The sequence below is a fragment of the Cognatiluteimonas sedimenti genome, from assembly GCF_022808325.1.
Classification (GTDB): Bacteria; Pseudomonadota; Gammaproteobacteria; order Xanthomonadales; family Xanthomonadaceae; genus Cognatiluteimonas; species Cognatiluteimonas sedimenti.
In genome coordinates this window covers 137,345-160,235 of record NZ_JALGCL010000001.1, presented here as the reverse complement: position 1 = coordinate 160,235, position 22,891 = coordinate 137,345, and the positions used below count along the sequence as shown (strand labels likewise).

Sequence of the window (22,891 nt, the reverse complement as noted above, 5' to 3'; positions counted from 1 at the left end):
AAATTTTCCCTGACACCTTTTTTCGTATCTGGTTCTGCAGCACGTCTAGCGCGGGCACGTCGAGGGCAGCAACCCTGTTGCACGCTGCAATGCGCGATCCGCTGGCGCGTTGGCCAGGTCTGCGGCCGACACGGGCGTCGGGCTGGCTCGCAGGTCCATTGCCTCCCGCCAGCGCGCGAGGTCCTCGCCCTCGAGCGCGATTTCCTCGCCGGGGTCGGGTGACACGCCGGCGTTGTCGTTGGCAGGCGGTGGATCGTGGCGGTCCGCGGCCACGCCGGAGGGGCGGACGTGGCGGGCGGTGCTGAGGATCAGGCCACCACCTGCGGCGAGCGGGAACATCTCCTGGACCATGCCCTTGCCGAACGTGCGCTGCCCGACGAATGGCGCGCGGCCATGATCCCGCAATGCGGCCGCGAGGAACTCCGCGGAGGAAGCGGTCTCGGCGTCGATCAGCACGACCATCGGACCGGCCCACGCAACGTCCGCATCCGCATGATGGAGCTCGCGGCCCTTGCGGCCCTCGGAACCTGCGATCAGGCCTTCGGAAAGGAACAGGTCGGCAATCCCGATCCCCGCCGACATGTAGCCGCCCACGCTTCCGCGCAGGTCGAGCACCAGGCCGCAGGCGTGTTCCCGGCGCAGCGTCGCCAGTGCGGCTTCCACTTCGCCGACCGAATCGCTGGCGAGGCGCGCGACGCGCACATAGCCGATGCCGCGCTGCGCGTCCAGGAGGTACGCGGCAGTGCCGTCCTCGGCGCGATGCACACCATGGACGCTCGGCAGGGGGTGCAGCTTGCGCGTCACCGCGATCGTGCGCGGCGCATCGTCGCCGGTCCGCACCGTGAGCCGGACAACGCTGCCCGGCGCCCCGAGCAACCGGGGGATGAAGGCATCGTAGGACTGGCCGTGCGTGTCATGGCCGTCGATGGCGTCCAGCCAGTCGCCGGCACGCACGCCGGCGCCGCCGGCCGCCGACCCGATCATCAGGCGCTCGACGCGCGGCCGGCTGCTGGCCTCGTCGATCGCCAGGGTCACGCCGACACCGGCGAGCCCGGCGTCCAGTCCACTGCGCATCTCCGCCCATTCCGCGGGATCGAGCACCTTGCCGTACGGGTCGATGTCCGCGACGAGCGCGCGCAGCGCCCGCCGTTCCAATTCCTCGCGCGAATACGCCTGCACGTGATCACTGACGATGCGGTCGACCACCTCGTCCATCTGCGTCTGGCGCACAGGCTCGGCGGCCATCGCCATGCCTGCGCACAGCAGTGACACGATGACCGCCCCTGGAAACCCCGATCCCATGGCGCTGAAGATAGGCCATTTCCGGTTCCCCGGGGGAAGCTCGGCCTGACGGCTGTTTTGAGCCCGAATTACATCTCCGGGACGTGATCCTTGATCACGTTGATGGCTTCGTCGGCCTTGCGCTGCGACTCGCGGATTTCGGCTTCGGTGGGCGGACGATATGGCTTTAGCGACGAAACGTCCGGCCTGTGGGCTGCATCCGGCAAAGGCATGGTGGTCACTGCTCGGTTGCTGGCCGGCGCTGGAACGAGCATGGGTGCCGCCGACGAGGTCGCTGCCGGGCGCTGCCCGACCCGTGTCACCGCATTCCAAAAGTTGTTCAACACGAACAAGGCGGCAAACAACATGAAGCCGGCGAACAACAGCGCTGCAAGGGTCTTGAAAAGCAGGAAGTTGGCAACCGGCCGCACCACGTTTCCACCGCGAATCCTGGCTTCGGCGGCGGAGAGCAGACGTTCGCCGGCACCGGCCACGGCTGCGGCGTAAAAGGGGCCAGAGTAAATTTCTGTTTGAAACTGAAATTTACTCTGGCCTCTTTTTTCCGACGCCTACTTGAACTTCGGATTGGAGCTATAGATCGAATCCACGAGACGACTGCAGCTGGATGTTAATCGGGCCAAGACTCTGATCTGGTCTCGACACGTAGTTACCTTTGTCTCTGTCGGATAATTCATCGAGTGGTCGACTTCACCCCAGAGCTCCTCCGCTAGCGTCCTCACCTGAATCTCGCATGTGCGCTTCGTCACGATGTTCGGAGAAATCACATAGTGGACACTTGTGTACATCTTCGGACTTTCAACTGTTGCTATACCCACAGACTCGTAGAAGGCCCTGTACTCATCGTCCCAAGTTCGCGCCTTTGCATCTTCAATAACGTCATACTTATATTCTGCCAATAGTTTCTTCAATTCCACATCAATTGCAGTGATCTGCGTAGTATGAAGATGCAGAATGCGCAGTCCGGCCAAGTCGTTGATTGTTTCAAACACATTACTAACTGAGATGCCGAACTCTGCCCCTTCCATCTTCGCCTTCAGCATCTTTCGAGCTATCTTATCCTTTAGATGTTCCGGATCTTTAACTCGCCAACGAAGCGAATGCACAAGCGCCATTAGTTTAGAGGAGCTCTGCACCGCAGTAGCTAGCTGCGACAGCATTGTCTCAACCAGTTCCCTCTCGGAAACATACTTCGCAACAATTTCCTTTGCCAGCGCCTTTTGCTCGCTATCCAACTGCTGAAAGGAAGTCATAGCTACGACCCCCCAACAGTGCGCGCCAGCACCCTGGAGGCTAGTTCTTGGAATGCGCGCCGCGCTTGATCCTTCTGATACTGTGAGCCGCCCTTGACATTAAAAATCGCAGCACCCTGCTCTTGCGCAAGCTGCGTGAGCGTCGAGAAGTCCTTAATTTGACCCAAAGCAAACTGACTCGGCGTACCTTCAGCTAGCAATGGATCAACCGATCGCAGCACAGAGACAATATCGCTAAAACTGTGGCGCTGAAGTTGCGCTGCGTATGAGCGGCTCCCGCTCGTTAATTCACCGCCGTACATTCGAAACTTCTGAAGCACATACCCTAAATATCGCGGAGTGCCGGGAAGTGAAGGCACATCTCGGGGGGCAAGTTGTGTAACGATCTGCCAATCCTGGACCCAACTAGCGACGGTGTGTCCAAGTGTCTTGAGCGCTCGCGTCGAGAAGTGGTCGCACGCTGCTGGAACTATAAAATAGTCGACGCCTAGAATCACTGCTCTGTTCAAAGGGCCGATATTCGGACCTACGTCATATATCACTACGTCAGCATTTATCTTTTTTGCGCAATTCTGGCTGATCCTCGATAACGCCGTTAATTCGACGAAGCCGCGGACCTTTCGCTGCAAGCAATCCAACCAGGACTGCCCGAGCGCGAGTTCGAATTCGCTGAGCCTGATGTCTCCTGGAACCAAATAAACCCCAGGCGCTCTTTCGAACGGCTCAATTTCCGCCACTTCTTTACCGCTAGTCACCATCGGATACAGTGCCGACCAGATCGTGGAACCCCGAGTGGTTTCTGATTCATCCAGGAACTTGTCCACCACCTCCGAATCAACCAGATATGACGTTAGGTTGCACTGAGGATCAGCGTCGACAAGAAGAACGGACTTTCCCAGGTCCGCAAGCGCGAAGGCAAGATTGACGCCTAAGGTCGTTTTCCCTACGCCACCCTTGTGGTTGAAGAGTGTTATCGAGATTGACATACGCCGCCCCTTACCGCTTAGCCCGGCGCTTGGTTTTAGCGCTCTTAAGGATCGATTTGGCTGCGTCCCGATTCGGGAGTTCCTCGACGTATCGTTCCCCTAGAGCACTCAGTTGTTTGTTTCCCCCAACAGAGGGCACAAGCAACCCCGACGCGCGTGCGTTTTCTACGGCATACGCGGCATTAGAAAATTTCGGCTGAGCGGCTTCTATATTCAGTGCGCTGATGTCTACGGTTCGAAAGTGCGGCGCATTTCGGTAGTGACTCAAGTAGTACGCCAGACAAGCAACTCGCTCAACGTCCGTTCTGGGATCCTTGTCGTGAAGAAACTCTTTTGCAGAGATCGTGCGATCTTGCGAGAAGCTTGGTTGGACATGAATCTGCGAGTCGGCTACCGGGCGCTCCGGCATAGCCCGAGACGAGGGCACGTCAAGAAGAGCATGGACAGACGCCAGCACCCTCTTTTGGGATTCCTTGTCGAGACTACGAAGCAGATCAACGATCTTGACGAACGCTTCCGCGTGCTCCATTCCCACACTCCCAATTAAAAAACTGCGGAGATATGCATCGCCGTTCTTCGGCAGTGCTAGCTGTGATTCTTGATCAGTGCAGCGGCAGCGTTGAGCCCGGGAGACGTTAGCTTCCAGCCCGCGTCCTTCGATCCAGTCAACTTATTCCCAAGCGTCTTTAAGATCCGCACATGGTTAGGAGAATCAAAGCAGCCGAACTGCACACATAAGCTTCTTGCCTCACTATCAGAAAATTTACCGTCGCCGCCTGATAGTGCCGCGGCCAAACCGGCAAGCAAATACGTATTCTTTGTCTGCTCGCGCTTTGATTGGGCATTGCCCGGCAACCCGATAGGAGTTGCGTCACCATTCTCGAAGTGCAGATAGTTCTCCAACTGCTCGACAGAAAGGCCTAGCCTCCGCATGCGAAGATCTGGCTCTGCCGCCGCTGGGCGATCGCTTGAGCTTGTTGAGCCGTGAGCAGGCGATCCCAAGTTACTGGCGCCTGAGCTGACATCCCCCAGCAGAGTTAGCGCTGCGCGGATCACTCGAGCCCGCTCATCCACAGCGAGTGGCTCAAGTACGCGCATTACGTTTGTCGCCGCTAGAGCTAGTTCGTTCTCACTCATAACCCCTCCAATTGGCAACCCACTACTGTGAATTGTCGACCATCAGCTACATATTCCGCCGATACTCCCCACCCACCTCATAAAGCGCATGGCTGATCTGCCCCAGCGAATGCGTCTTCACTGCTTCCATCAACGCGGCGAACACGTTCCGGCGGTCGCGGGCGGTTTTCTGGAGGTAGGCCAGGCCGGGGGTGGGGGAAGAGCTCGCGGCTGAAGCCGCTCCCACAGACGCCGCTCCCACAGAAGCCGCTCCCACCGGAGCCGTTCCCGCAATTTGATTGCGTAGCGCCTGGTAGCGGGCGACGTTGTCGATCTGCTGACCCTTCTCGCTTTCCGTGCTACGGATCAGTTCGATCTCGGTGACGATGTCACCGGCGTGTTCCTTGGGCAGGAAGGTGTTGACGCCGACCAGCGGCAGGCTGCCGTCGTGCTTCTTGTGCTCGTAGTACAGGCTTTCTTCCTGGATCTTGCCGCGCTGGTACATGGTGTCCATCGCGCCGAGCACGCCGCCGCGCTCGCTGATCGCCTCGAACTCCTTGTAGACCGCTTCCTCGACCATGTCGGTGAGGTAGTCGACGGCGAAGCTGCCCTGCCAGGGGTTCTCGTTGAAGTTGAGCCCCAGCTCCTTGTTGATGATCATCTGGATGGCGACGGCGCGGCGCACGCTTTCCTCGGTCGGCGTGGTGATCGCTTCGTCGTAGGCGTTGGTGTGCAGGCTGTTGCAGTTGTCGAACAATGCATACAGCGCCTGCAGCGTGGTGCGGATGTCGTTGAACTGGATCTCCTGCGCGTGCAGGGAGCGGCCGCTGGTCTGGATGTGGTACTTCATCATCTGGCTGCGGGCGTCGCCTTGGTAGCGCTCGCGCATGGCGCGGGCCCAGATGCGGCGGGCGACGCGGCCGATGACGGTGTACTCCGGGTCCATGCCGTTGGAGAAGAAGAACGACAGGTTGGGCGCGAAGTCGTCGATCTTCATCCCGCGCGCGAGGTAGTACTCGACGATGGTGAAGCCGTTGGAGAGGGTGAAGGCAAGCTGGCTGATCGGGTTGGCCCCGGCTTCGGCGATGTGGTAGCCGGAGATCGACACCGAGTAGAAGTTGCGGACCTTGTTGTCGACGAAGTACTGCTGGATGTCGCCCATCATCCGTAGCGCGAACTCGGTGCTGAAGATGCAGGTGTTCTGCGCCTGGTCTTCCTTGAGGATGTCGGCCTGCACGGTGCCGCGCACGGTGGACAGGGTCTCGGCCTTGATCCGGGCGTAGGTGTCGGCGTCGAGCAGCTGGTCGCCGGTGATGCCGAGCAGCGCCAACCCCAGGCCGTCGTTGCCTTCGGGCAGCGGGCCGGCGTATTGCGGGCGTTCGCGCCCCTTGAAGAAGGCTTCGATCTTGTCGTGGGCGGCCTCCCAGCGGGCCTGGTCGGCGCGCAGGTATTTCTCCACCTGCTGGTCGATGGCGGTGTTCATGAACATCGCCAGGATCATCGGCGCGGGGCCGTTGATGGTCATCGACACCGAGGTGGTCGGCGCGCACAGGTCGAAGCCGGAGTAGAGCTTCTTCATGTCGTCGAGCGTGGGGATGTTGACGCCGGAGTTGCCGATCTTGCCGTAGATGTCGGGGCGCGGCGCCGGGTCTTCGCCGTAGAGGGTGACGCTGTCGAAGGCGGTGGACAGGCGCGCGGCCGGCTGGCCGACGCTGAGGTAATGGAAGCGGCGGTTGGTGCGCTCCGGCGTGCCTTCGCCGGCGAACATGCGGATCGGGTCCTCGCCGGTGCGGCGGTACGGGTACACGCCGCCGGTGTAGGGGTAGTAACCGGGCAGGTTTTCCTTCTGCAGGAAGGTCAGCAGCTCGCCCCAGGATTTGTAGGTGGGCGCGGCGATCTTCGGGATCTTCTGGTGCGACAGCGACTCGCGGTAGTTCTCGACCTTGATGGCCTTGCCGCGGACCTCGTATTCGGTGACCTCGTCGGTGATCGACTTCAGCCGCGCCGGCCACTCGCGCAGCAGCCTGAGGGCCTCGGCGTCGAGCGACTGCACGGCGTCGTTGTAGCGCTGGCGCAGGGTGCGCAGCGAGTTGTCGGCCTCCTTGTCGAGCAGCGCATCGGCCGGATACAGGTCCAGCTGCGGCGGCAGCGCCGCGTCGCCCAGCGCCACCAGCGCCTGCCAGTAGGACTGGGCGTTGTCGGCGATGTCGGCCATGTGTTCGATCTTCGCGTTCAGGGTCCTGCCCTGCTCGGCGATCTCGGCGAGGTAGCGCACGCGGTTGCCGGGGATCAGCACGGTGGCGCGCGGTTCCTTGAGCGCGGTGTCGATCCGCGGCGTCCACTTTTCCGCCGGCAGCGCCAGCTTCTCGCGCAGCAGGCGGCACAGGTTGGCGAACATCCAGCTGATGCCGGGGTCGTTGAACTGGCTGGCGATGGTGGGATAGACCGGGACGTCCTCGTCCTTGACGTTGAAGGCGACGTGGTTGCGCTTCCACTGCTTGCGCACGTCGCGCAGCGCGTCCTCGGCGCCGCGCTTGTCGTACTTGTTGAGCACGACGAGCTCGGCGAAGTCGAGCATGTCGATCTTTTCCAGCTGGCTTGGCGCGCCGAAGTCGCTGGTCATCACGTACATCGGGAAGTCGACGAGGTCCACGATCTCCGAATCGGACTGGCCGATGCCCGCGGTCTCCACGATCACCAGGTCGTAGCCCAGCGACTTGAGGAAGGCGATGCAGTCCTTGAGCACGACGTTGGTCGCCGCGTGCTGGCGGCGGGTGGCCATCGAGCGCATGAACACGCGCGGGCTGCGCAGCGAGTTCATGCGGATGCGGTCGCCCAGCAGCGCGCCGCCGGTGCGGCGACGCGTCGGGTCGACCGAGACCACGGCGATGCGCATTTCCGGGAAGCTGGCGAGGAAGCGGTTGAGCAGCTCGTCGGTGACCGAGGACTTGCCGGCGCCGCCGGTGCCGGTGATGCCGACCACCGGGGTCTTGCCGCCGGCCAGCTGCCACTGCTTGCGCAGGTGCGCGAGTTCGGCCTCGTCCAGTGCGCCTTCCTCGATCGCCGAGAGCATGCGGCCGATCGCGATCTCGTCCTCGAACGCCACCTTGTGCGGCGTCTCCACCGGCTGCCGCGCTTCGGCGGCGCGGCGGACGACGTCCTCGATCATCGCCACCAGCCCCATGTGCATGCCGTCGTTGGGGTGGTAGATGCGCTCCACGCCGTAGGCCTCGAGTTCCTTGATCTCTTCCGGGGTGATCGTGCCGCCGCCCCCGGCGAACACCCGGATGTGGCCGGCGTCGCGCTCGCGCAGCATGTCGACCATGTACTTGAGGTACTCGACGTGGCCGCCCTGGTAGGACGACAGCGCGATGCCGTCGGCGTCTTCCTGCAGCGCGGCGCGGACCACGTCCTCGACGCTGCGGTTGTGGCCCAGGTGCACGACCTCGGCGCCCTGCGACTGGATCAGCCGGCGCATGATGTTGATCGCGGCGTCGTGGCCGTCGAACAGGCTGGCGGCGGTGACGAAGCGCAGCGGGCTGGCGGCCTCGGACTGGGCGGTGGGCTGGCTTGCGGACAGGCTGGCGGCAGGCGTGCTCATGGCGCACTCGATACGGAAACGGTCATTTCCGGATTGTAGCGCGGGGCCCGCCAGGGGCCCTTCCCGTTGGGCCGGCGTGTCAGTAGGCGAGTGCGCCCAGGCGTTCGCGCAACGGGCCCAGGTGGGCTTCGTAGCGGCGCCACTGCTCGAGGAAGCGGCCGTGGATCGGCTCGCGGACCTGCATCGCGCTGGCGGTGGCGACGCTGTCGCTACGCTGCTCGATCACCGACAGCCCCGCCTGCCACGGCAGCCCGCAGAACTCCAGCACCTCGCGTGCCACGCGCTCGGGGTCGGCCACCAGCTCGTCGTAGCGCACGTCCAGGATCCGGTCCGGGTACTGCGCGCGCCATTGCGCCATCAGCGTGCGGTAGCGGCGGTAGTGGTCCGCCATCTCCAGCTGGTCGTAGCTGTGCGGATAGGCGCCGGCGAACCATTCCTTGAGGTTGGAGAAGCAGGTGTCCATCGGCCCGCGCACCATGTGCAGGATCCGCGCCTGCGGCAGCGCGCGGGCGATGTAGGACACGTTGAGGAAGTTGGCCGGCATCTTGTCGGTGTAGACGGCGCGGCCCTGCGCGCGCCATTGCGTGTGCGCCAGGTAGCGGCGGCCGAGCTCGGCGAAGTCGATGGACTCGGCGCGCCTGGCCAGCGCCAGGTCGAGTTGCGACGGGCCGCCGAGGTCGCACATCCAGCGCAGCTGGCGCACCAGGTCGCGCAGCTCGCCGGCGTCGGTCACGTCCGGATGGTTGCCGAGTACGCGCTCCAGCAGGGTGGTGCCGGAGCGCGGCATGCCGACGATGAACACCGGCCGCGGGCCATCATCGGGCGCGCCCGCGACCGGCTGCGGGCGCAGGCTCGCCATGTGGTCGAACAGCGCCTGTTCGGCGGCGGTGTCGTGGCGCATCTGCGCGCGGCGCAGGCGCATGCCTTCGGCCAGGGCCTGCCACGCCGGCTCGATCTCGTCGCGGCGGTCCAGTTCGGCGAACAGGCTGTAGTGCAGCAGCGCCAGTTCCGAATCCGGGTCGGCCGTTTCGCGCTTCGCGATCGCCCTGCGCAGGCCATCGATCCGGCCTTGCGCGCCGTGCTCCAGGCGCAGCTTGCCCAGGCCCCACAGCGCCAGCGGCATGTCCGGCTCGGTCTTCAGGCACGCCAGCAGTTCGCGCTCGGCCGCTTCGGCATCGCCGGTGTACATCAGGCACAGGGCGATCAGGTGGCCCAGCACGGGGGTGTCGAGGCCGAGCTTGCGTGCACGCTGCAGCAACGGCAGGGCCTGGCCGGGGAAGGACGCGTCGGACAGCAGCTTGCCGAGTTCGGCGAGGGTCTGGATCGAGGTCGCCTGCTGCACCGCCTGGTCGCCGGTGCACGCGAGCATGGCCTGCGACTCGCCGAACGTGGACAGGCGCTTGGCGATCATCTCCAGCAGGTCCGCATCGGACACGCGCGCGTCGAATGCGGCCATCGCGGCGTCGACCGCATCGCGATAGTGGCGCTGCGCCGTCGCGATCAGCGACAGCCGCAGCTGCGCCAACGGGCCGAACTGGGCATCGCCGACCAGCTGGCGGTACGCCGTGCTTGCGGCCGCGAGGTCGCGGGCGCCGAGGTGGCGTTCGGCGGCCTGCCAGAGGTGCAGGAGTTCGGGGGATTGCATCGGTCAACTGCTCCCGTCGCGCCCGGCGGCGCGATGCGGTGTGTGGTGGGTGGGATCCCGCGGAAGGCGCAGCGGTTCCGGGCCAAGGATAAACCGATCGCCCGCGCGCCGGCGGCGGCCCCCGCCGCGGGGCCGGGCGCCGACGGGGCCGGCCTGCAGCATTGCCATGACGGGCTTTTGCCGGCGCAGACGCGTAAAATACGGCGCCTGCGTAGGGGCAAGAACACCCCTGCTGCCGCAGAACCCCGATTAATCAAAGACTTACCAAACATTGTTGGCGTCGCTCGCGATACGCGATCCGGCCGCCAGCGCTCTGGAGCACGCGATGATTTTCGAAACCCTCGACACCTTCGGCCATGAGCAGGTCGTCTTCTGCCACAACAAGGATGCCGGCCTGAAGGCCATCATCGCGATCCACAACACCGTGCTCGGCCCGGCGCTGGGCGGCACCCGCATGTGGCCGTACAAGACCGAGGCCGACGCGCTCAACGACGTGCTGCGGCTGTCGCGCGGCATGACCTACAAGAACGCGGTCGCCGGCCTCGACATCGGCGGCGGCAAGGCCGTGATCATCGGCGACCCGGCCACCGACAAGTCCGAGGCGCTGTTCCGCGCGTTCGGCCAGTTCGTGGAGTCGCTGGGCGGGCGCTACATCACCGCCGAGGACGTCGGCATCGACGTCAACGACATGGAATACGTGTTCCGCGAGACCGAGTTCGTCACCGGCGTGCACCAGGTGCATGGCGGTTCCGGCGACCCCTCGCCGTTCACCGCCTACGGCGCGCTGCAGGGCCTGATGGCCACGCTGCAGAAGAAGTTCGGCGACGAGGAAGTGGGCAAGTACAGCTACGCCGTGCAGGGCCTGGGCCACGTCGGCATGGAGTACGTCAAGCTGCTGCGCGAGCGCGGCGCCAAGATCTTCGTCACCGACATCAACCAGGGCCTGGTCGACAAGGCCGTGTCCGAGTACGGCGCCGAGGCCGTGGGCCTGGACGAGATCTACGACGTGGCGGCCGACGTGTACTCGCCGTGCGCGCTGGGCGGCACCGTCAACGAGCAGACCCTGCCGCGGCTCAAGGCCAAGGTCATCTGCGGCGCGGCCAACAACCAGCTGGCCAGCAACGCGATCGGCGACGAGGTGCAGAAGCGCGGCATCCTCTACGCGCCGGACTACGCGGTCAACGCCGGCGGCGTGATGAACGTGGCGCTGGAGATCACCGGCTACAACCGCGAGCGCGCGATGCGGATGATGCGCACGATCTACCACAACCTCAGCCGCATCTACGAAATCGCCGAGCGCGACGGCATCCCGACCTACAAGGCCGCCGACCGCATGGCCGAGGAGCGGATCGCGGTGATGGGCAAGCTGAAACTGCCGCTGGGCCGCGCCAAGCCGCGCTTCCAGGGACGCATCCGCGGTCATTGATGACCGATGGGCGATAATGGACGGGGCCTGCGGGCCCCGTTCTCGTTGTGGCACCACCAGCACCTGCGGAGTACCCATGCGTCCATTTCCCCTCGGTGAAGAGATCGATGCGCTGCGCGAGGCGGTGCGTCGCTTCGCCGACAGCGAGATCGCGCCGCGCGCGGCCGCCATCGACCACGACAACGCCTTCCCGCAGGACCTGTGGCCCAAGCTCGGCGAGATGGGCCTGCTGGGGCTGACCGTGGCCGAGGAACATGGCGGCAGCGGCATGGGCTACCTGGCCCACCTGGTGGCGATGGAGGAAATCTCGCGCGCCTCCGGCTCGGTCGGCCTGAGCTACGGCGCGCACTCCAACCTGTGCGTCAACAACCTCTACGCCAACGGCAACGACGCGCAGCGCGCCAGGTACCTGCCGAAGCTGTGCAGCGGGCAATGGAAAGGCGCGCTGGCGATGAGCGAACCCGGCGCCGGCTCGGACGTGGTCGGTTCGATGGCCTGCCGCGCGCAACAACGCGCGGACGGAACGTGGATCGCGAACGGCAACAAGATGTGGATCACCAACGGCCCCGAGGCCGACGTGCTGGTGGTCTACATGCGCACCGCGGGCAGGGATGCCGGCAGCAAGTGCATGACCGCCTTCATCGTCGAGAAGGGCATGCAGGGGTTCTCGACCGCGCAGAAGCTCGACAAGCTCGGCATGCGCGGCTCCAACACCTGCGAGCTGGTGTTCGAGGACTGCGCCATCCCGGCGGAGAACGTGCTCGGCGAGGTCAACGGCGGGGTCAAGGTACTGATGTCGGGGCTCAACACCGAGCGCCTGGTGTTGTCCGGCGGCCCGATCGGCCTGATGCAGGCGGCGCTCGACATCGCCCTGCCCTACGTGCGCGAGCGCCGGCAGTTCGACCAGCCGATCGGCTGCTTCGAGCTGATGCAGGCCAAGATCGCCGACATGTACACCGCGCTGCAGTCCTCGCGCGCGTTCGCCTACCAGGTGGCGCGCGACTACGACGCCGGCCACAAGTCGCGCGTGGACGCGGCCGCCTGCCTGCTGCACGCCAGCGAAGCCGCGGTGCAGGTGGCGCTGGAAGCGATCCAGGCGCTCGGCGGCAACGGCTACATCAACGAGTTCGATACCGGCCGCCTGCTGCGCGACGCCAAGCTGTACGCGATCGGCGCCGGCACCAACGAGATCCGGCGGATGCTGATCGGCCGCGAGCTGTTCGACGGCAAGGCCTGACCACGCCTTGCAGGAGCGGCTGATAGCCCCGAGCTTTGCGCGGCGACTGCCCGAACAAGGCAAGTGCTCGCGGTTATCAGCCGCTCCTGCAATCCAGCGGGCAAGCATGGGCCTGCGGGCGGGCCTGCGCCAGCGGTTTGCCGCACTGCAGCAAACAGCGCCATAATCGGGCGATCCCGGCCCCGGCGCCGGCCCCACCTAGGGACGGCATGTCCCCGGAGTCCGCATGTCCACTTCCAGTACAGATGTCGTCATCGTCGGTGCCAGGCGCACCGCGATCGGTTCCTTCCTCGGCCAGTTCACCGGCGTGCCGACCACGCAGCTGGGCACCACCGCGATCCAGGGCGCGCTTGCGCATGCGGGCCTGGCGCCCGACCAGGTCGACGAGGTGATCATGGGCTGCGTGCTGCCGGCGGGCCTGGGCCAGGCGCCGGCACGTCAGGCTTCGCTGGGCGCGGACATCCCGGCGTCGGCCGGTTGCACCACCATCAACAAGGTGTGCGGCTCGGGCATGAAGGCGGTGATGCTGGCGCACGACATCATCAAGGCCGGCTCGGCCAGCGTCGTCGTCGCCGGCGGCATGGAGTCGATGACCAATGCCCCGCACCTGCTCAACGGTTCGCGCACCGGCATCCGCTACGGCAGCGCCGAGATGCTCGACCACATGGCCTGGGACGGGCTGACCAATCCCTACGACGGCAAGGCGATGGGCGTGTTCGGCGACATGGCCTGCAGCAAGTACGGCTACGACCGCGAAGCGCTGGACGCGTACTCGACCGAAAGCGTCAAGCGCGCACAGGCGGCGCAGGCGTCGGGCGCGTTCGACGCGGAAATCGTCCCGGTCACCGTCAAGGGCCGCAAGGGCGACGTCGTGGTCGACAAGGACGAGGAGCCCGGCAAGATCGACGTCGCCAGGATCCCCGGCCTGCGCGCCGCCTTCGGCAAGGACGGCGTGCTGACCGCCGCCTCGTCCTCGAAGATTTCCGATGGCGCCGCCGCCACCGTGCTGATGTCCGCCGACGAAGCGGCCCGCCGCGGGCTCAAGCCGCTGGCGCGGATCGTGGCCCATGCCACCCATTCGCAGGCGCCGGAATGGTTCACCACCGCGCCGGTGTCGGCGATCGGCAACGTGCTGGCGAAGGCCGGCTGGACGGTCGCCGACGTCGACCTGTTCGAGATCAACGAGGCCTTCTCCTGCGTGGCGATGGCGCCGATGACCGACCTCGGCATCGCCCACGACAAGCTCAACGTCAACGGCGGCGCGGTCGCCCTGGGCCATCCGATCGGCGCCAGCGGCGCGCGCCTGCTGGTGACCCTGCTGCATGCCTTGCAGGCGCGCGGCGGCAAGCGCGGCGTGGCGTCCCTGTGCATTGGCGGCGGGGAAGCCACCGCAGTCGCCGTCGAGATGGCGTGAACGATCCGGGCCGTTTGGTTAAAACGGCTTTACAAAAAAAACACGGCCTACCGCTTGACAGGCGACACGGGCTTGTCATCATGTTATAGGCGCGCAGTTGCGCGTTGCCTAACTCAACGACGAGGAAGAACCACATGATCATCAACAAGGCGCTGCTCGCCCTGGCCATGGGCCTGGCCCTGGCCGCTTGCACCAACCAGCAGCAGGCCGAGGACTCGGCCGCCGAAGCCGCCACTGCCGCCAACGAGGCGCAGCAGGCTGCCGACAATGCCGCCGCTACCGGCGACACCATGGCTGCCGACGCTGCCCAGGCTTCGGCCGACGCCGCGGCTGCCGCCGCTGACGCCGCCGGCACCTCCGCCGACGCCGCCGCCGGCGCCGGCAACATGGGCGATGCCGACGACGCCGCCGACGCTGCCGAGAACGCAGCCGACTCGGCCGAGCAGGCCCAGGACGCCGCCGAGGAAGCCGCTGCTTCCGCCGACGCGCCGACCAACAACGACGGCCAGTAATACCGCCCGAGTGTTGTGAGAAAATGGAAAAGCCGCCGGTACGCCGGCGGCTTTTTCCTTGACGGACCGTGTCGCTTGCGACACCCGCCGGCGGATGCCGGACCCGCAGCGCGCAAAGGCGTTGCCTGACACGTGATACCCAACCTTCAGACAACTCCTCCGGAGACCACCATGAACACCAAGCTTTTCGTCATCGCCGCCGCCGCCGTGCTCGCCCTGTCGGCCTGCAAGAACGAGACCCCGGAAGCGCAGCAGCAGGCCGCCGAGGCCGCCGCTGCCGCCGACCAGGCCGGTGCCACCGCCGCCGACGCCATGTCCGCCACCGGTGAAGCCGCGCAGCAGGGCGTGGAAGCCGCCGCCGCCGCCACCGGCGAAGCCGCGGGCGAAGTCGCCGCCAACACCCAGGAAGCCGCCGACGCCGCCGCTGCCGCCGCCAGCGAAGCCGCCGCCGGTGCCGCCCAGGCCACCGCCGAGGCTGCGCAGAACACCGCCGACGCCGCGCAGAACGTTGCCGACAAGGCCGACGCTGCCGCCGAAGAAGCCAAGAAGTAAGCATCCGCATCCGCTGCATGGAAAAGGCCCGCCTCGGCGGGCCTTTTCTTTTTCCCCGGGCCGCTCGCCGAACGCGGCATGGCGCCGCGCCGGGAGCCGGTGCCTGAATCTGTATCCTTGCCGTTCCGCTGCAACCCGCCGCCCGCATGCCCGCCATCGCCTCGCAACTGGATCCGCGTTCCCCCGAGTTCCGCGACAACGCCGCCTGGCACCGCGCCCTGGTCGAGGAACTCGATCGCCGGCTGGCGCGCGCCGCCGACGGCGGCGGGCAGAAGGCGCGCGAGCGGCACGTCGAGCGCGGCAAGCTGCTGGTGCGCGAGCGCATCGTCGCCCTGCTCGACCCCGGTTCGCCGTTCCTGGAGATCGCGCCGCTCGCCGCCGAAGAGATGTACGACGGTGCGGCGCCGGCCGCCGGCATGGTCTGCGGCATCGGCCGGGTCATGGGCCAGGAAGTGGTGGTGGTCGCCAACGACGCCACGGTCAAGGGCGGCACCTACTTCCCGATCACGGTAAAGAAGCACCTGCGCGCGCAGGAGATCGCGCGCGAGAACCGGCTGCCGTGCGTGTACCTGGTCGACTCCGGGGGTGCCTTCCTGCCGCTGCAGGACGAAGTGTTCCCGGACAAGGAGCACTTCGGCCGCATCTTCTACAACCAGGCGCGGCTGAGCGCGGACAACATCCCGCAGGTCGCGGTGGTGATGGGCAGTTGCACCGCCGGCGGCGCCTACGTGCCGGCGATGAGCGACGAATCGGTCATCGTCAAGGAACAGGGCACGATCTTCCTTGGCGGCCCGCCGCTGGTGAAGGCCGCCACCGGCGAGATCGTCGACGCCGAGACCCTCGGCGGCGCCGACGTCCATACCTCGATCTCCGGCGTCGCCGACCACTTCGCCGAGGACGACCGCCATGCGCTGCAGATCGCGCGCGACATCGTCGCCAACCTCAACCGGCGCAAGCTGCTGCCGCTGGCGGTGCGCGAAGCGCGCGAGCCGCTGTACGCGAGCGAGGAGCTGTACGGGATCGTACCGAAGGATGCGCGCCGCCCGTTCGACATCCGCGAGGTGATCGCGCGCATCGTCGACGGCAGCGAGCTGCAGGAGTTCAAGGCGCGCTACGGCAAGACCCTGGTCACCGGTTTCGCCCACCTGCACGGCTACCCGGTGGGCATCGTCGCCAACAACGGCATCCTGTTCTCGGAGTCGGCGCTCAAGGGCGCGCATTTCATCGAGCTGTGCAACCAGCGCGGCATCCCGCTGGTGTTCCTGCAGAACATCACCGGCTTCATGGTCGGCCGCAAGTACGAGCAGGCCGGCATCGCCAAGGACGGCGCCAAGATGGTGACGGCGGTGGCGTGCTCGCACGTGCCGAAGTTCACCGTGGTGATCGGCGGCAGCTTCGGCGCCGGCAACTACGCGATGTGCGGCCGCGCCTACGGGGCGAGGTTCCTGTGGATGTGGCCGAACGCGCGCATCAGCGTGATGGGCGGCGAGCAGGCGGCGAGCGTGCTGGCGACGGTCAAGCGCGATGGCATCGAGGCGCGCGGCGGGCAGTGGCCGGTTGCGGAGGAAGAGGCATTCAAGGCGCCGATCCGCGAGCAGTACGAATCCCAGGGCAGCCCGTGGTACGCCACCGCGCGCTTGTGGGACGACGGCATCATCGACCCGGCCGACACCCGCCGGGTGCTCGGGCTGGGGATCTCGGCGTCGCTGAACGCGCCGATCGAAAGCGGCCCCGGACGCGACGGCACCCGCTTCGGCGTATTCCGCATGTAGCGACGCCCGGCTTGCGCCAGCCAGCGTGCGCAAGCCGGGCGCGGCGTCACAGCGCCGGTGCCATGCAGCCGTGCTAGTCTCGATGGTCCAGGGGGATCATCCGTACATACGTTCGCAGAGGACCCATCGCAATGGCGATTTTCAACCCGCAAAGCACGGCCAAAAAGGACGCGGCCCCGTTCACTCCCGATCCGCCGCCCTTCCGTGAAACGCCGGCCGCCACCAGCGCTGGTCCGGGCGCGATCCCGGAGTCGTCGCCCGCGCCGCGCCGCGATGCGGTCGCCGCGAAGGAATCCCTGATCGCCGCCGACCTCACCATCGAAGGCAAGATCGAAGGCTCCGGCCACGTCCGCATCGCCGGCAAGTTCAAGGGCGACGTCAACGTGCAGGGCGACCTGACGATCGAACCCGGCGCCAAGCTCACCGGCGGCGTGCGCGCCAAGCGCGTGGTCATCGCCGGTGAACTGGAAGGCAACATCGAGGGCGCCGCCCAGGTCGAACTGCAGCAGGGCGGCGTGCTGGTCGGCGACGTCAAGGCCGGCTCGCTCACCGTTGCCGCCGGGTCGCGCATGCGCGGCCAGGCCGACTTCGGCTGGGAAGACAAGGCCTCCAAGCCGAACGGCAACGGGGAAAGCAGCACCCTGTCATGAGCAGCGCGCGCGCGGGCACCGCGGGCAGCACCCGCGTCTGCCCGCATTGCAAGACCACGATCCTGGACAGCGCGGCGGTGTGCCCGTCGTGCAAGCACCACCTGCGTTTCGAACCTTCCTCGGCACGCACCCTGGAATCGTCCTCGGCGCTGCGGGTGGAAGGCACGATCCGGCATCCGCCGGACGGCGAGCCGTGGGAATACTCGGTGGTGCTGACGATCCGCAACGATCGCGGCGAGGAAGTCGCGCGCCAGGTGGTCGGCGTCGGCGCGTTGCGCGGCAACGAGCAGCGCACGTTTACCCTGGACGTGGAGATGTTCACGCCGGCCGGGGTCAAGCTGCCGGGCGGCGGCATCCGGCACTAGCAGGCGACTGCCCTGCCCCGGGCCCATGCCGACAACGGCGTGGGCCTTGCCTGGTACGGGACGCCACGCGCTTGCCCCGATCGCGAACGACGCGAGGCGGTGGTTGCCGCGCTACGGCCCGGTGCGCGCCACTGGCCGGTTGCGGCCGCTGCGCATGTTGAGCACGAAGCCTGCGACCGCCACCGCCAGCACGCCCAGCTGCGCCAGCATCGACTGCATCGACGGATACATCCCCAGCAGCGGGATCCGCGGCGCACGCAGGGTGTGCACCGACAGCCAGCCGGCTTCCTGCAGCGCCGCCACGCCCTTGCCCGCGAGCACCACCGCGAGCACCGTGATCAGCACCGAACTCCAGGTAAAGAACTTGCCGATCGGCAAGCGGCGACTGTAGCGCAGCATCAGCACCGCGATCAGCGCCAGCGTGCCGGCGCCGGCCAGCAGGCCGAGCAGCAGCGCGCCGTTGTGGCCCTGGTTCCACAGCGCGATGTAGAACAGGATCGTCTCGAACACCTCGCGGTACACCGCGATGAACGCCAGCCCGAACAGCAGCCACGCCGAACGCCCGGTGAGCGCGGCCGACAGCTGGCTCTGCAGGTAATGCTGCCAGTGGCCGGCGACGCTCTTCTGGTGCATCCAGATGCCAACGCTGAGCAGCACCGCGGCCGCGAACAGCGCGCTCAGCCCTTCGGTCAGCTCGCGGCTGGCGCCGCTGATCTCGACGAAGTAGGTCGCCGCGAACCAGGTACCGACGCCCGCCACCAACGCCACGATCCAGCCGGCGTGGACGTAGGTCAGCGCGTCGCGACGCTCGGCCTTGCGCAGGAACGCGATCATCGCGATCAGGATCAGCAGCGCCTCCAGGCCTTCGCGCACCAGGATCGTGTAGCTGCCGAAGAACGCCACGCTGGCGTCGCCGCTGGTCTGTTCCATCGTCGCCGCCGAGGAGTCGAGCAGGCCATGCAGGACCTGCGCCTGCGCGGCCACTTCCGCCTGTGGTGCCCCCGCGGCCAGGCGCGAGCGGTATTCGCCCATGGCCGCCTCGACCTGCGCCATCAGCTTGGGATCGCGGGCGGCGAGCGTGGGCTCGACCATCTCGAAGCCGTCCAGGTACGCCGACAGCGCCAGCGTGCGCGCGCCGGCGGCGTCGCCGCGACCGTAGGCGGCGACGCTCTGGTCGAGCTTCTCGCGCGCGATCGCGAGCCCGGCGCCGCCGCCGGGGCCGCTGGCGCCGGCGACGGCCGCGACGGCGTTGGCGGAATCGACGAGCTGTTGCGGATGGCTGCGCAGGTAGGCCATCAGCGCGCGCGCGACTGCGGCATTGCTGCCTGCGGCCAGGTCGGCTTCCGTCAGCCGCGCGAGCGCGTCCAGGTCGGGCACCTGCGCGCTCGGCGGCGCGCCGGTGGTCCACAGCGCCTGTCCGGCCGCGCGCACGCGGTCGTCGTAGGACAAGCCGGCCACGTGGAACGCCAGCGCCCAGCGGTCCGCCTCCGGCAATCCGGCGAAGCTGGCCATCGAGGTGCCGGCAACGCCCTGGGTGATGACCTGGTAGAGGCCGAACACGCTGCGTTCGCGCGCGCGCGCAGCGTCGGTGAAGGCGATCGCCGGGGGATCCAGGCGTGCCGCCGCCGGACCGTCCGCGTTGCCCTGCGCGCCATGGCAGCTCGCGCACTGGCCCTGGTACAGGGTCGCGCCGCGGGCGAGGTCCGGGACCTGCCGCGGCCCGGTTTCGATGCCGTAGCCGACCACCACCTGGTCGGCCAGCCCGCGCGCCAGCCTGGCCACCTCGGCCGGGTCGGCCTTGCGCGCCACCGCCTGCACCAGCGCCGCGGAGCCGTCCACCAGTTGCGCATGGCCGGGGCCCGCGGGCAGGCGGGCGATGCTGCGTTGCGCGGTGGCGGCGAACTCGACCATCTCGGCGTACTCGCCGGCCTTGACGACCTTGCCATCGGCGACCGCGCCGGCGTAGTCGACCGCGACGTAGTCCAGCAACTGCCACAACTGCCGGGCGTCGGCGCCGGTGGTGTTCGGGGCAGCCACGCACAGGCCGGCGACGGCCAGCAGCACGGTGGTCAACAGCAGGCGCAAATGGCTCATGGGGCGGTGGCCGGCTCGGAACGGGGTCGCATCGGCGCGCCACCGTCGGGATGGGAATGGTTCTCATTCTATACCAGCCAGCGGGGCCGCGGGAGGCCTCCCGCGGCAGCGGCTATCATCCGGAAGTTTCCCCATCGAATCGGATCCGATGAGCGACTCCCTGACCCTGCACCGCGACGGCGCGGTGGCGCGGCTGCGGCTGGAGCGGCCGCAACTGCACAACGCCTTCGACGCCGCCCTGGTCGCCGCCCTCACCGACGCGCTGGCCCGGCTCGGCGAGGATCCGCAGGTCCGGGTCGTGGTGCTGGAGGGTGCCGGCGCCTCGTTTTCCGCGGGCGCCGACCTCAACTGGATGCGCGGCATGGCCGCCGCCAGCGAGGCGGAGAACCGCGACGATGCGCTCGCCCTCGCCCGCCTGCTGCGCACCCTCGACGGCTTGCCGAAACCGACCATCGCGCGGGTGCATGGCGCCGCGTTCGGCGGTGGCGTGGGCCTGGTTGCCGCCTGCGACATCGCCATCGGCGTGCCGGAGGCCAGGTTCGGGCTCACCGAAAGCCGGCTCGGCTTGCTGCCCGCGGTGATTTCGCCCTATGTCATCGCGGCGATCGGCAGCCGCCATGCGCGCCGCTATTTCGCCACCGCGGAAATCTTCGACGCCGCCGAAGCCAGGCGCATCGGCCTGCTGCACGAAGTGGCCGACGCGAGCGCGCTCGACGACGCGGTGCAGCGGCAGGTCGACCTGCTGCTAAAGGCCGGTCCGGTGGCCGCGGCATCGGCCAAACTGCTGGTGCGCAATGCCTCCGCCGGCGGCGACGCCGAGGCGATCGACCAGGCCAACGCCGCGCTGATCGCGCGCCTGCGGGTCTCGGCCGAAGGCCAGGAAGGCATCGGCGCGTTCCTGGAAAAACGCAAGCCCGCATGGACCCAAGCCTGATGCCCGGCACGCCCCTGTTCGACAAGATCCTGGTCGCCAACCGCGGCGAGATCGCCTGCCGCGTCATCCGCAGCGCACGCCGGCTCGGCATCCGCACGGTCGCGGTGTATTCGCAGGCCGACGCCGACGCCCAGCACGTGCGCCAGGCCGACGAAGCCTGGCCGATCGGCGGCCCGCGCCCGCAGGAGTCCTACCTGCGCGGCGACGCGATCATCGAAGCGGCCCTGCAATCGGGCGCGCGGGCGATCCATCCCGGCTTCGGCTTCCTCAGCGAGAACGCCGACTTCGCCGACGCGGTCGCGGCCGCGGGCGTGGTCTTCATCGGCCCGTCGGGATCGTCGATGCGCAGGATGGGCAGCAAGGCCGGCGCCAAGGAACTGATGCAGGCCGCTGGCGTGCCGGTGGTGCCGGGCTACACCGGCGAGGACCAGTCGCCGCAGTTGCTGGCACGCGAAGCGGAACGGATCGGCTTCCCGCTGATGATCAAGGCCGCGCACGGCGGTGGCGGCAAGGGCATGCGCGTGGTGCACGGGCCCGGGGAGTTCCTGCCGAACCTGGAAAGCTGCCAGCGCGAAGCCGCCGGCGCCTTCGGCCGCGATCGCGTGCTGCTGGAGCGCTACGTGCGTTCGCCGCGCCACATCGAGATCCAGGTGTTCGGCGACAGCCACGGCAACGTGATCCACCTCAACGAGCGCGAATGCTCGGCGCAGCGCCGCTACCAGAAGGTGCTGGAGGAATCGCCATCGCCGTTCCTGACCCCGGAACTGCGCGCGGCGATGGGCGCGGCCGCGGTGCAGGCGGCACGCGCGATCGACTATGCCAATGCCGGGACGGTGGAGTTCATCGTCGCCCCCGATGGCGCCTTCTATTTCATGGAGATCAACACCCGGCTGCAGGTCGAGCACCCGGTCACCGAAATGGTGACCGGCCTGGACCTGGTCGAATGGCAGCTGCGCGTGGCCGCCGGCGAGCCGCTGCCGCTTGCCCAGGAGCAGGTGCCGCAGCGTGGCCATGCGATCGAGGTGCGGTTGTACGCCGAGGATCCCGAGGCCGGCTTCCTGCCCGGCTCCGGCAAGCTCGAGCAACTGCGCCTGCCGGCGCCGTCGGCGCACGTGCGCGTCGATTCCGGCGTGGTCGAAGGCGACACCGTCAGCATCTTCTACGACCCGATGATCGCCAAGCTGATCGTGCACGACGAAGATCGCGCGTCCGCGCTGGCACGGATGCGCGAAGCGCTGGCGCAATGCGACATCGCCGGGCCGAAATCCAACATCGCCTTCCTCGAGCGGCTGGTGCGGCACCCGGCGATCGTCGACGCCAGCATCGACACCGGCTACCTGGACCGCCACCTCGACGAGTTCGTGCCGGCCGCCGACGACGCCATCGACCCGCTGCACCTGCTCGCCGCTGCCACCGCGCAGCTGCTGCTGCAGGAACGCGCGCAGGCCGCGGGCGCCGCCGCGTCCGCCGACCCGGGATCGCCCTGGGCGCTGGCCGACGGCTGGCGCCTGGGACACGCCGGCAAGCGCCACCTCGCGTTCCTGCATCGCGGCCGGCGCGTGCTGCTGGCCGCGCACGGCAGTGGCGGGGAATACCGGATCGAAGTCGACGGGCACGGCAGCGTCGTTTCCGGCGCGCGGCTGGCCGATGGCGTGCTCAGCGCCCGTTTCGACGACCTGGCGCACCGGTTCCTGGTCCGCGCCGGATCGCGGCGGCTGCTGCTGCACGACGGGCAGCGACGCCTGCAACTGGAACCGGTCGAGGTGTATCTTCGCGAAGGCGGCACGCAGGCCGCGCAGGACGACCGCTTGCGCGCGCCGATGCCGGGCCGCGTGGTGGTGGTCCGGGCCGGCCCGGGGGAGAGCGTCGTGGCGGGGCAGGAGTTGCTGGTGGTCGAGGCGATGAAGATGGAGCTCGCGCTGAAGGCGCCGCGCGATGGCGTGGTCGCGTCGCTCGGCGCGGCGGCCGGCGATTTCGTCGAGGCCGATGCCGTGCTGCTCACGCTGGAGCCCTGAGGTGGCCGCGCCCGCGCCCC

At 67.4% G+C, this 22,891-nt stretch carries 18 protein-coding genes; 10 read left to right on the top strand and 8 right to left on the bottom strand.

Annotated features, from left to right (window positions below):
• Nucleotides 1-45: 45 nt before the first annotated feature.
• The 7 genes from MQC88_RS00740 to MQC88_RS00710 form a co-directional block, all read right to left on the bottom strand.
• A complete protein-coding gene (locus tag MQC88_RS00740) occupies nt 46-1,272 on the bottom strand; it encodes a S41 family peptidase (RefSeq protein ID WP_243318276.1) in 1,227 nt (408 codons plus the stop codon).
• A 98-nt stretch (nt 1,273-1,370) separates the two neighbouring features.
• Nucleotides 1,371-1,775 carry a hypothetical protein gene (locus tag MQC88_RS00735; RefSeq protein WP_243318274.1) on the bottom strand — a complete coding sequence of 135 codons (405 nt, stop codon included), beginning with the start codon at nt 1,773-1,775 and terminating at the stop codon, nt 1,371-1,373.
• 75 nt (nt 1,776-1,850) lie between these two features.
• A complete protein-coding gene (locus MQC88_RS00730; RefSeq protein ID WP_243318273.1) occupies nt 1,851-2,534 on the bottom strand; it encodes a RelA/SpoT domain-containing protein in 684 nt (227 codons plus the stop codon).
• A 20-nt stretch (nt 2,535-2,554) separates the two neighbouring features.
• Complete coding sequence (locus tag MQC88_RS13100) at nt 2,555-3,538, bottom strand: ParA family protein (protein ID WP_243318271.1); 984 nt, start codon at nt 3,536-3,538, stop codon at nt 2,555-2,557.
• 585 nt (nt 3,539-4,123) lie between these two features.
• A complete protein-coding gene (locus tag MQC88_RS00720) occupies nt 4,124-4,675 on the bottom strand; it encodes a hypothetical protein (protein ID WP_243318269.1) in 552 nt (183 codons plus the stop codon).
• A gap of 46 nt (nt 4,676-4,721) precedes the next feature.
• A complete protein-coding gene (locus MQC88_RS00715; RefSeq protein ID WP_243318268.1) occupies nt 4,722-8,255 on the bottom strand; it encodes a methylmalonyl-CoA mutase family protein in 3,534 nt (1,177 codons plus the stop codon).
• Nucleotides 8,256-8,334: 79 nt separating this feature from the next.
• Complete coding sequence (locus tag MQC88_RS00710; RefSeq protein WP_243318266.1) at nt 8,335-9,900, bottom strand: tetratricopeptide repeat-containing sulfotransferase family protein; 1,566 nt, start codon at nt 9,898-9,900, stop codon at nt 8,335-8,337.
• 325 nt (nt 9,901-10,225) lie between these two features.
• Between MQC88_RS00710 and MQC88_RS00705 the strand changes: the two genes are divergently transcribed.
• The 8 genes from MQC88_RS00705 (at nt 10,226) to MQC88_RS00670 (ending at nt 17,828) form a co-directional block, all read left to right on the top strand.
• Entirely contained in the window at nt 10,226-11,326 is a 1,101-nt protein-coding gene (locus MQC88_RS00705) for a Glu/Leu/Phe/Val dehydrogenase dimerization domain-containing protein (RefSeq protein WP_243318264.1), read from the top strand.
• A 76-nt stretch (nt 11,327-11,402) separates the two neighbouring features.
• Nucleotides 11,403-12,563: an isovaleryl-CoA dehydrogenase gene (locus tag MQC88_RS00700; RefSeq protein ID WP_243318262.1), complete on the top strand. Its 1,161-nt coding sequence runs from the start codon at nt 11,403-11,405 to the stop codon at nt 12,561-12,563.
• 226 nt (nt 12,564-12,789) lie between these two features.
• Nucleotides 12,790-13,977, top strand: coding sequence for a thiolase family protein (locus tag MQC88_RS00695; protein ID WP_243318260.1), 1,188 nt, complete (start codon nt 12,790-12,792; stop codon nt 13,975-13,977).
• Nucleotides 13,978-14,111: 134 nt separating this feature from the next.
• Complete coding sequence (locus MQC88_RS00690) at nt 14,112-14,489, top strand: hypothetical protein (RefSeq protein ID WP_243318258.1); 378 nt, start codon at nt 14,112-14,114, stop codon at nt 14,487-14,489.
• Nucleotides 14,490-14,660: 171 nt separating this feature from the next.
• Nucleotides 14,661-15,041 carry a hypothetical protein gene (locus MQC88_RS00685; protein WP_243318256.1) on the top strand — a complete coding sequence of 127 codons (381 nt, stop codon included), beginning with the start codon at nt 14,661-14,663 and terminating at the stop codon, nt 15,039-15,041.
• 146 nt (nt 15,042-15,187) lie between these two features.
• Nucleotides 15,188-16,813, top strand: coding sequence for a carboxyl transferase domain-containing protein (locus MQC88_RS00680; RefSeq protein ID WP_243318255.1), 1,626 nt, complete (start codon nt 15,188-15,190; stop codon nt 16,811-16,813).
• A gap of 131 nt (nt 16,814-16,944) precedes the next feature.
• Complete coding sequence (locus MQC88_RS00675) at nt 16,945-17,463, top strand: bactofilin family protein (RefSeq protein WP_243318253.1); 519 nt, start codon at nt 16,945-16,947, stop codon at nt 17,461-17,463.
• Entirely contained in the window at nt 17,460-17,828 is a 369-nt protein-coding gene (locus MQC88_RS00670) for an FYVE zinc finger domain-containing protein (RefSeq protein WP_243318251.1), read from the top strand. Before MQC88_RS00675 ends, MQC88_RS00670 begins: the two co-directional genes overlap by 4 nt.
• Before the next feature lie 111 nt (nt 17,829-17,939).
• Here MQC88_RS00670 and MQC88_RS00665 read toward each other — a convergent pair whose 3' ends face one another.
• Nucleotides 17,940-19,922, bottom strand: coding sequence for a cytochrome c/FTR1 family iron permease (locus tag MQC88_RS00665; protein WP_243318249.1), 1,983 nt, complete (start codon nt 19,920-19,922; stop codon nt 17,940-17,942).
• Nucleotides 19,923-20,070: 148 nt separating this feature from the next.
• On the opposite strand from MQC88_RS00665, the gene MQC88_RS00660 reads away from it, so the two are divergent.
• Nucleotides 20,071-20,856 (top strand): enoyl-CoA hydratase-related protein, encoded by a 786-nt coding sequence (locus tag MQC88_RS00660; RefSeq protein WP_243318246.1) that lies wholly within the window; start codon nt 20,071-20,073, stop codon nt 20,854-20,856.
• Nucleotides 20,857-20,870: 14 nt separating this feature from the next.
• Complete coding sequence (locus MQC88_RS00655; protein ID WP_425491575.1) at nt 20,871-22,871, top strand: acetyl/propionyl/methylcrotonyl-CoA carboxylase subunit alpha; 2,001 nt, start codon at nt 20,871-20,873, stop codon at nt 22,869-22,871.
• The last annotated feature ends 20 nt before the right edge of the window (nt 22,872-22,891 follow it).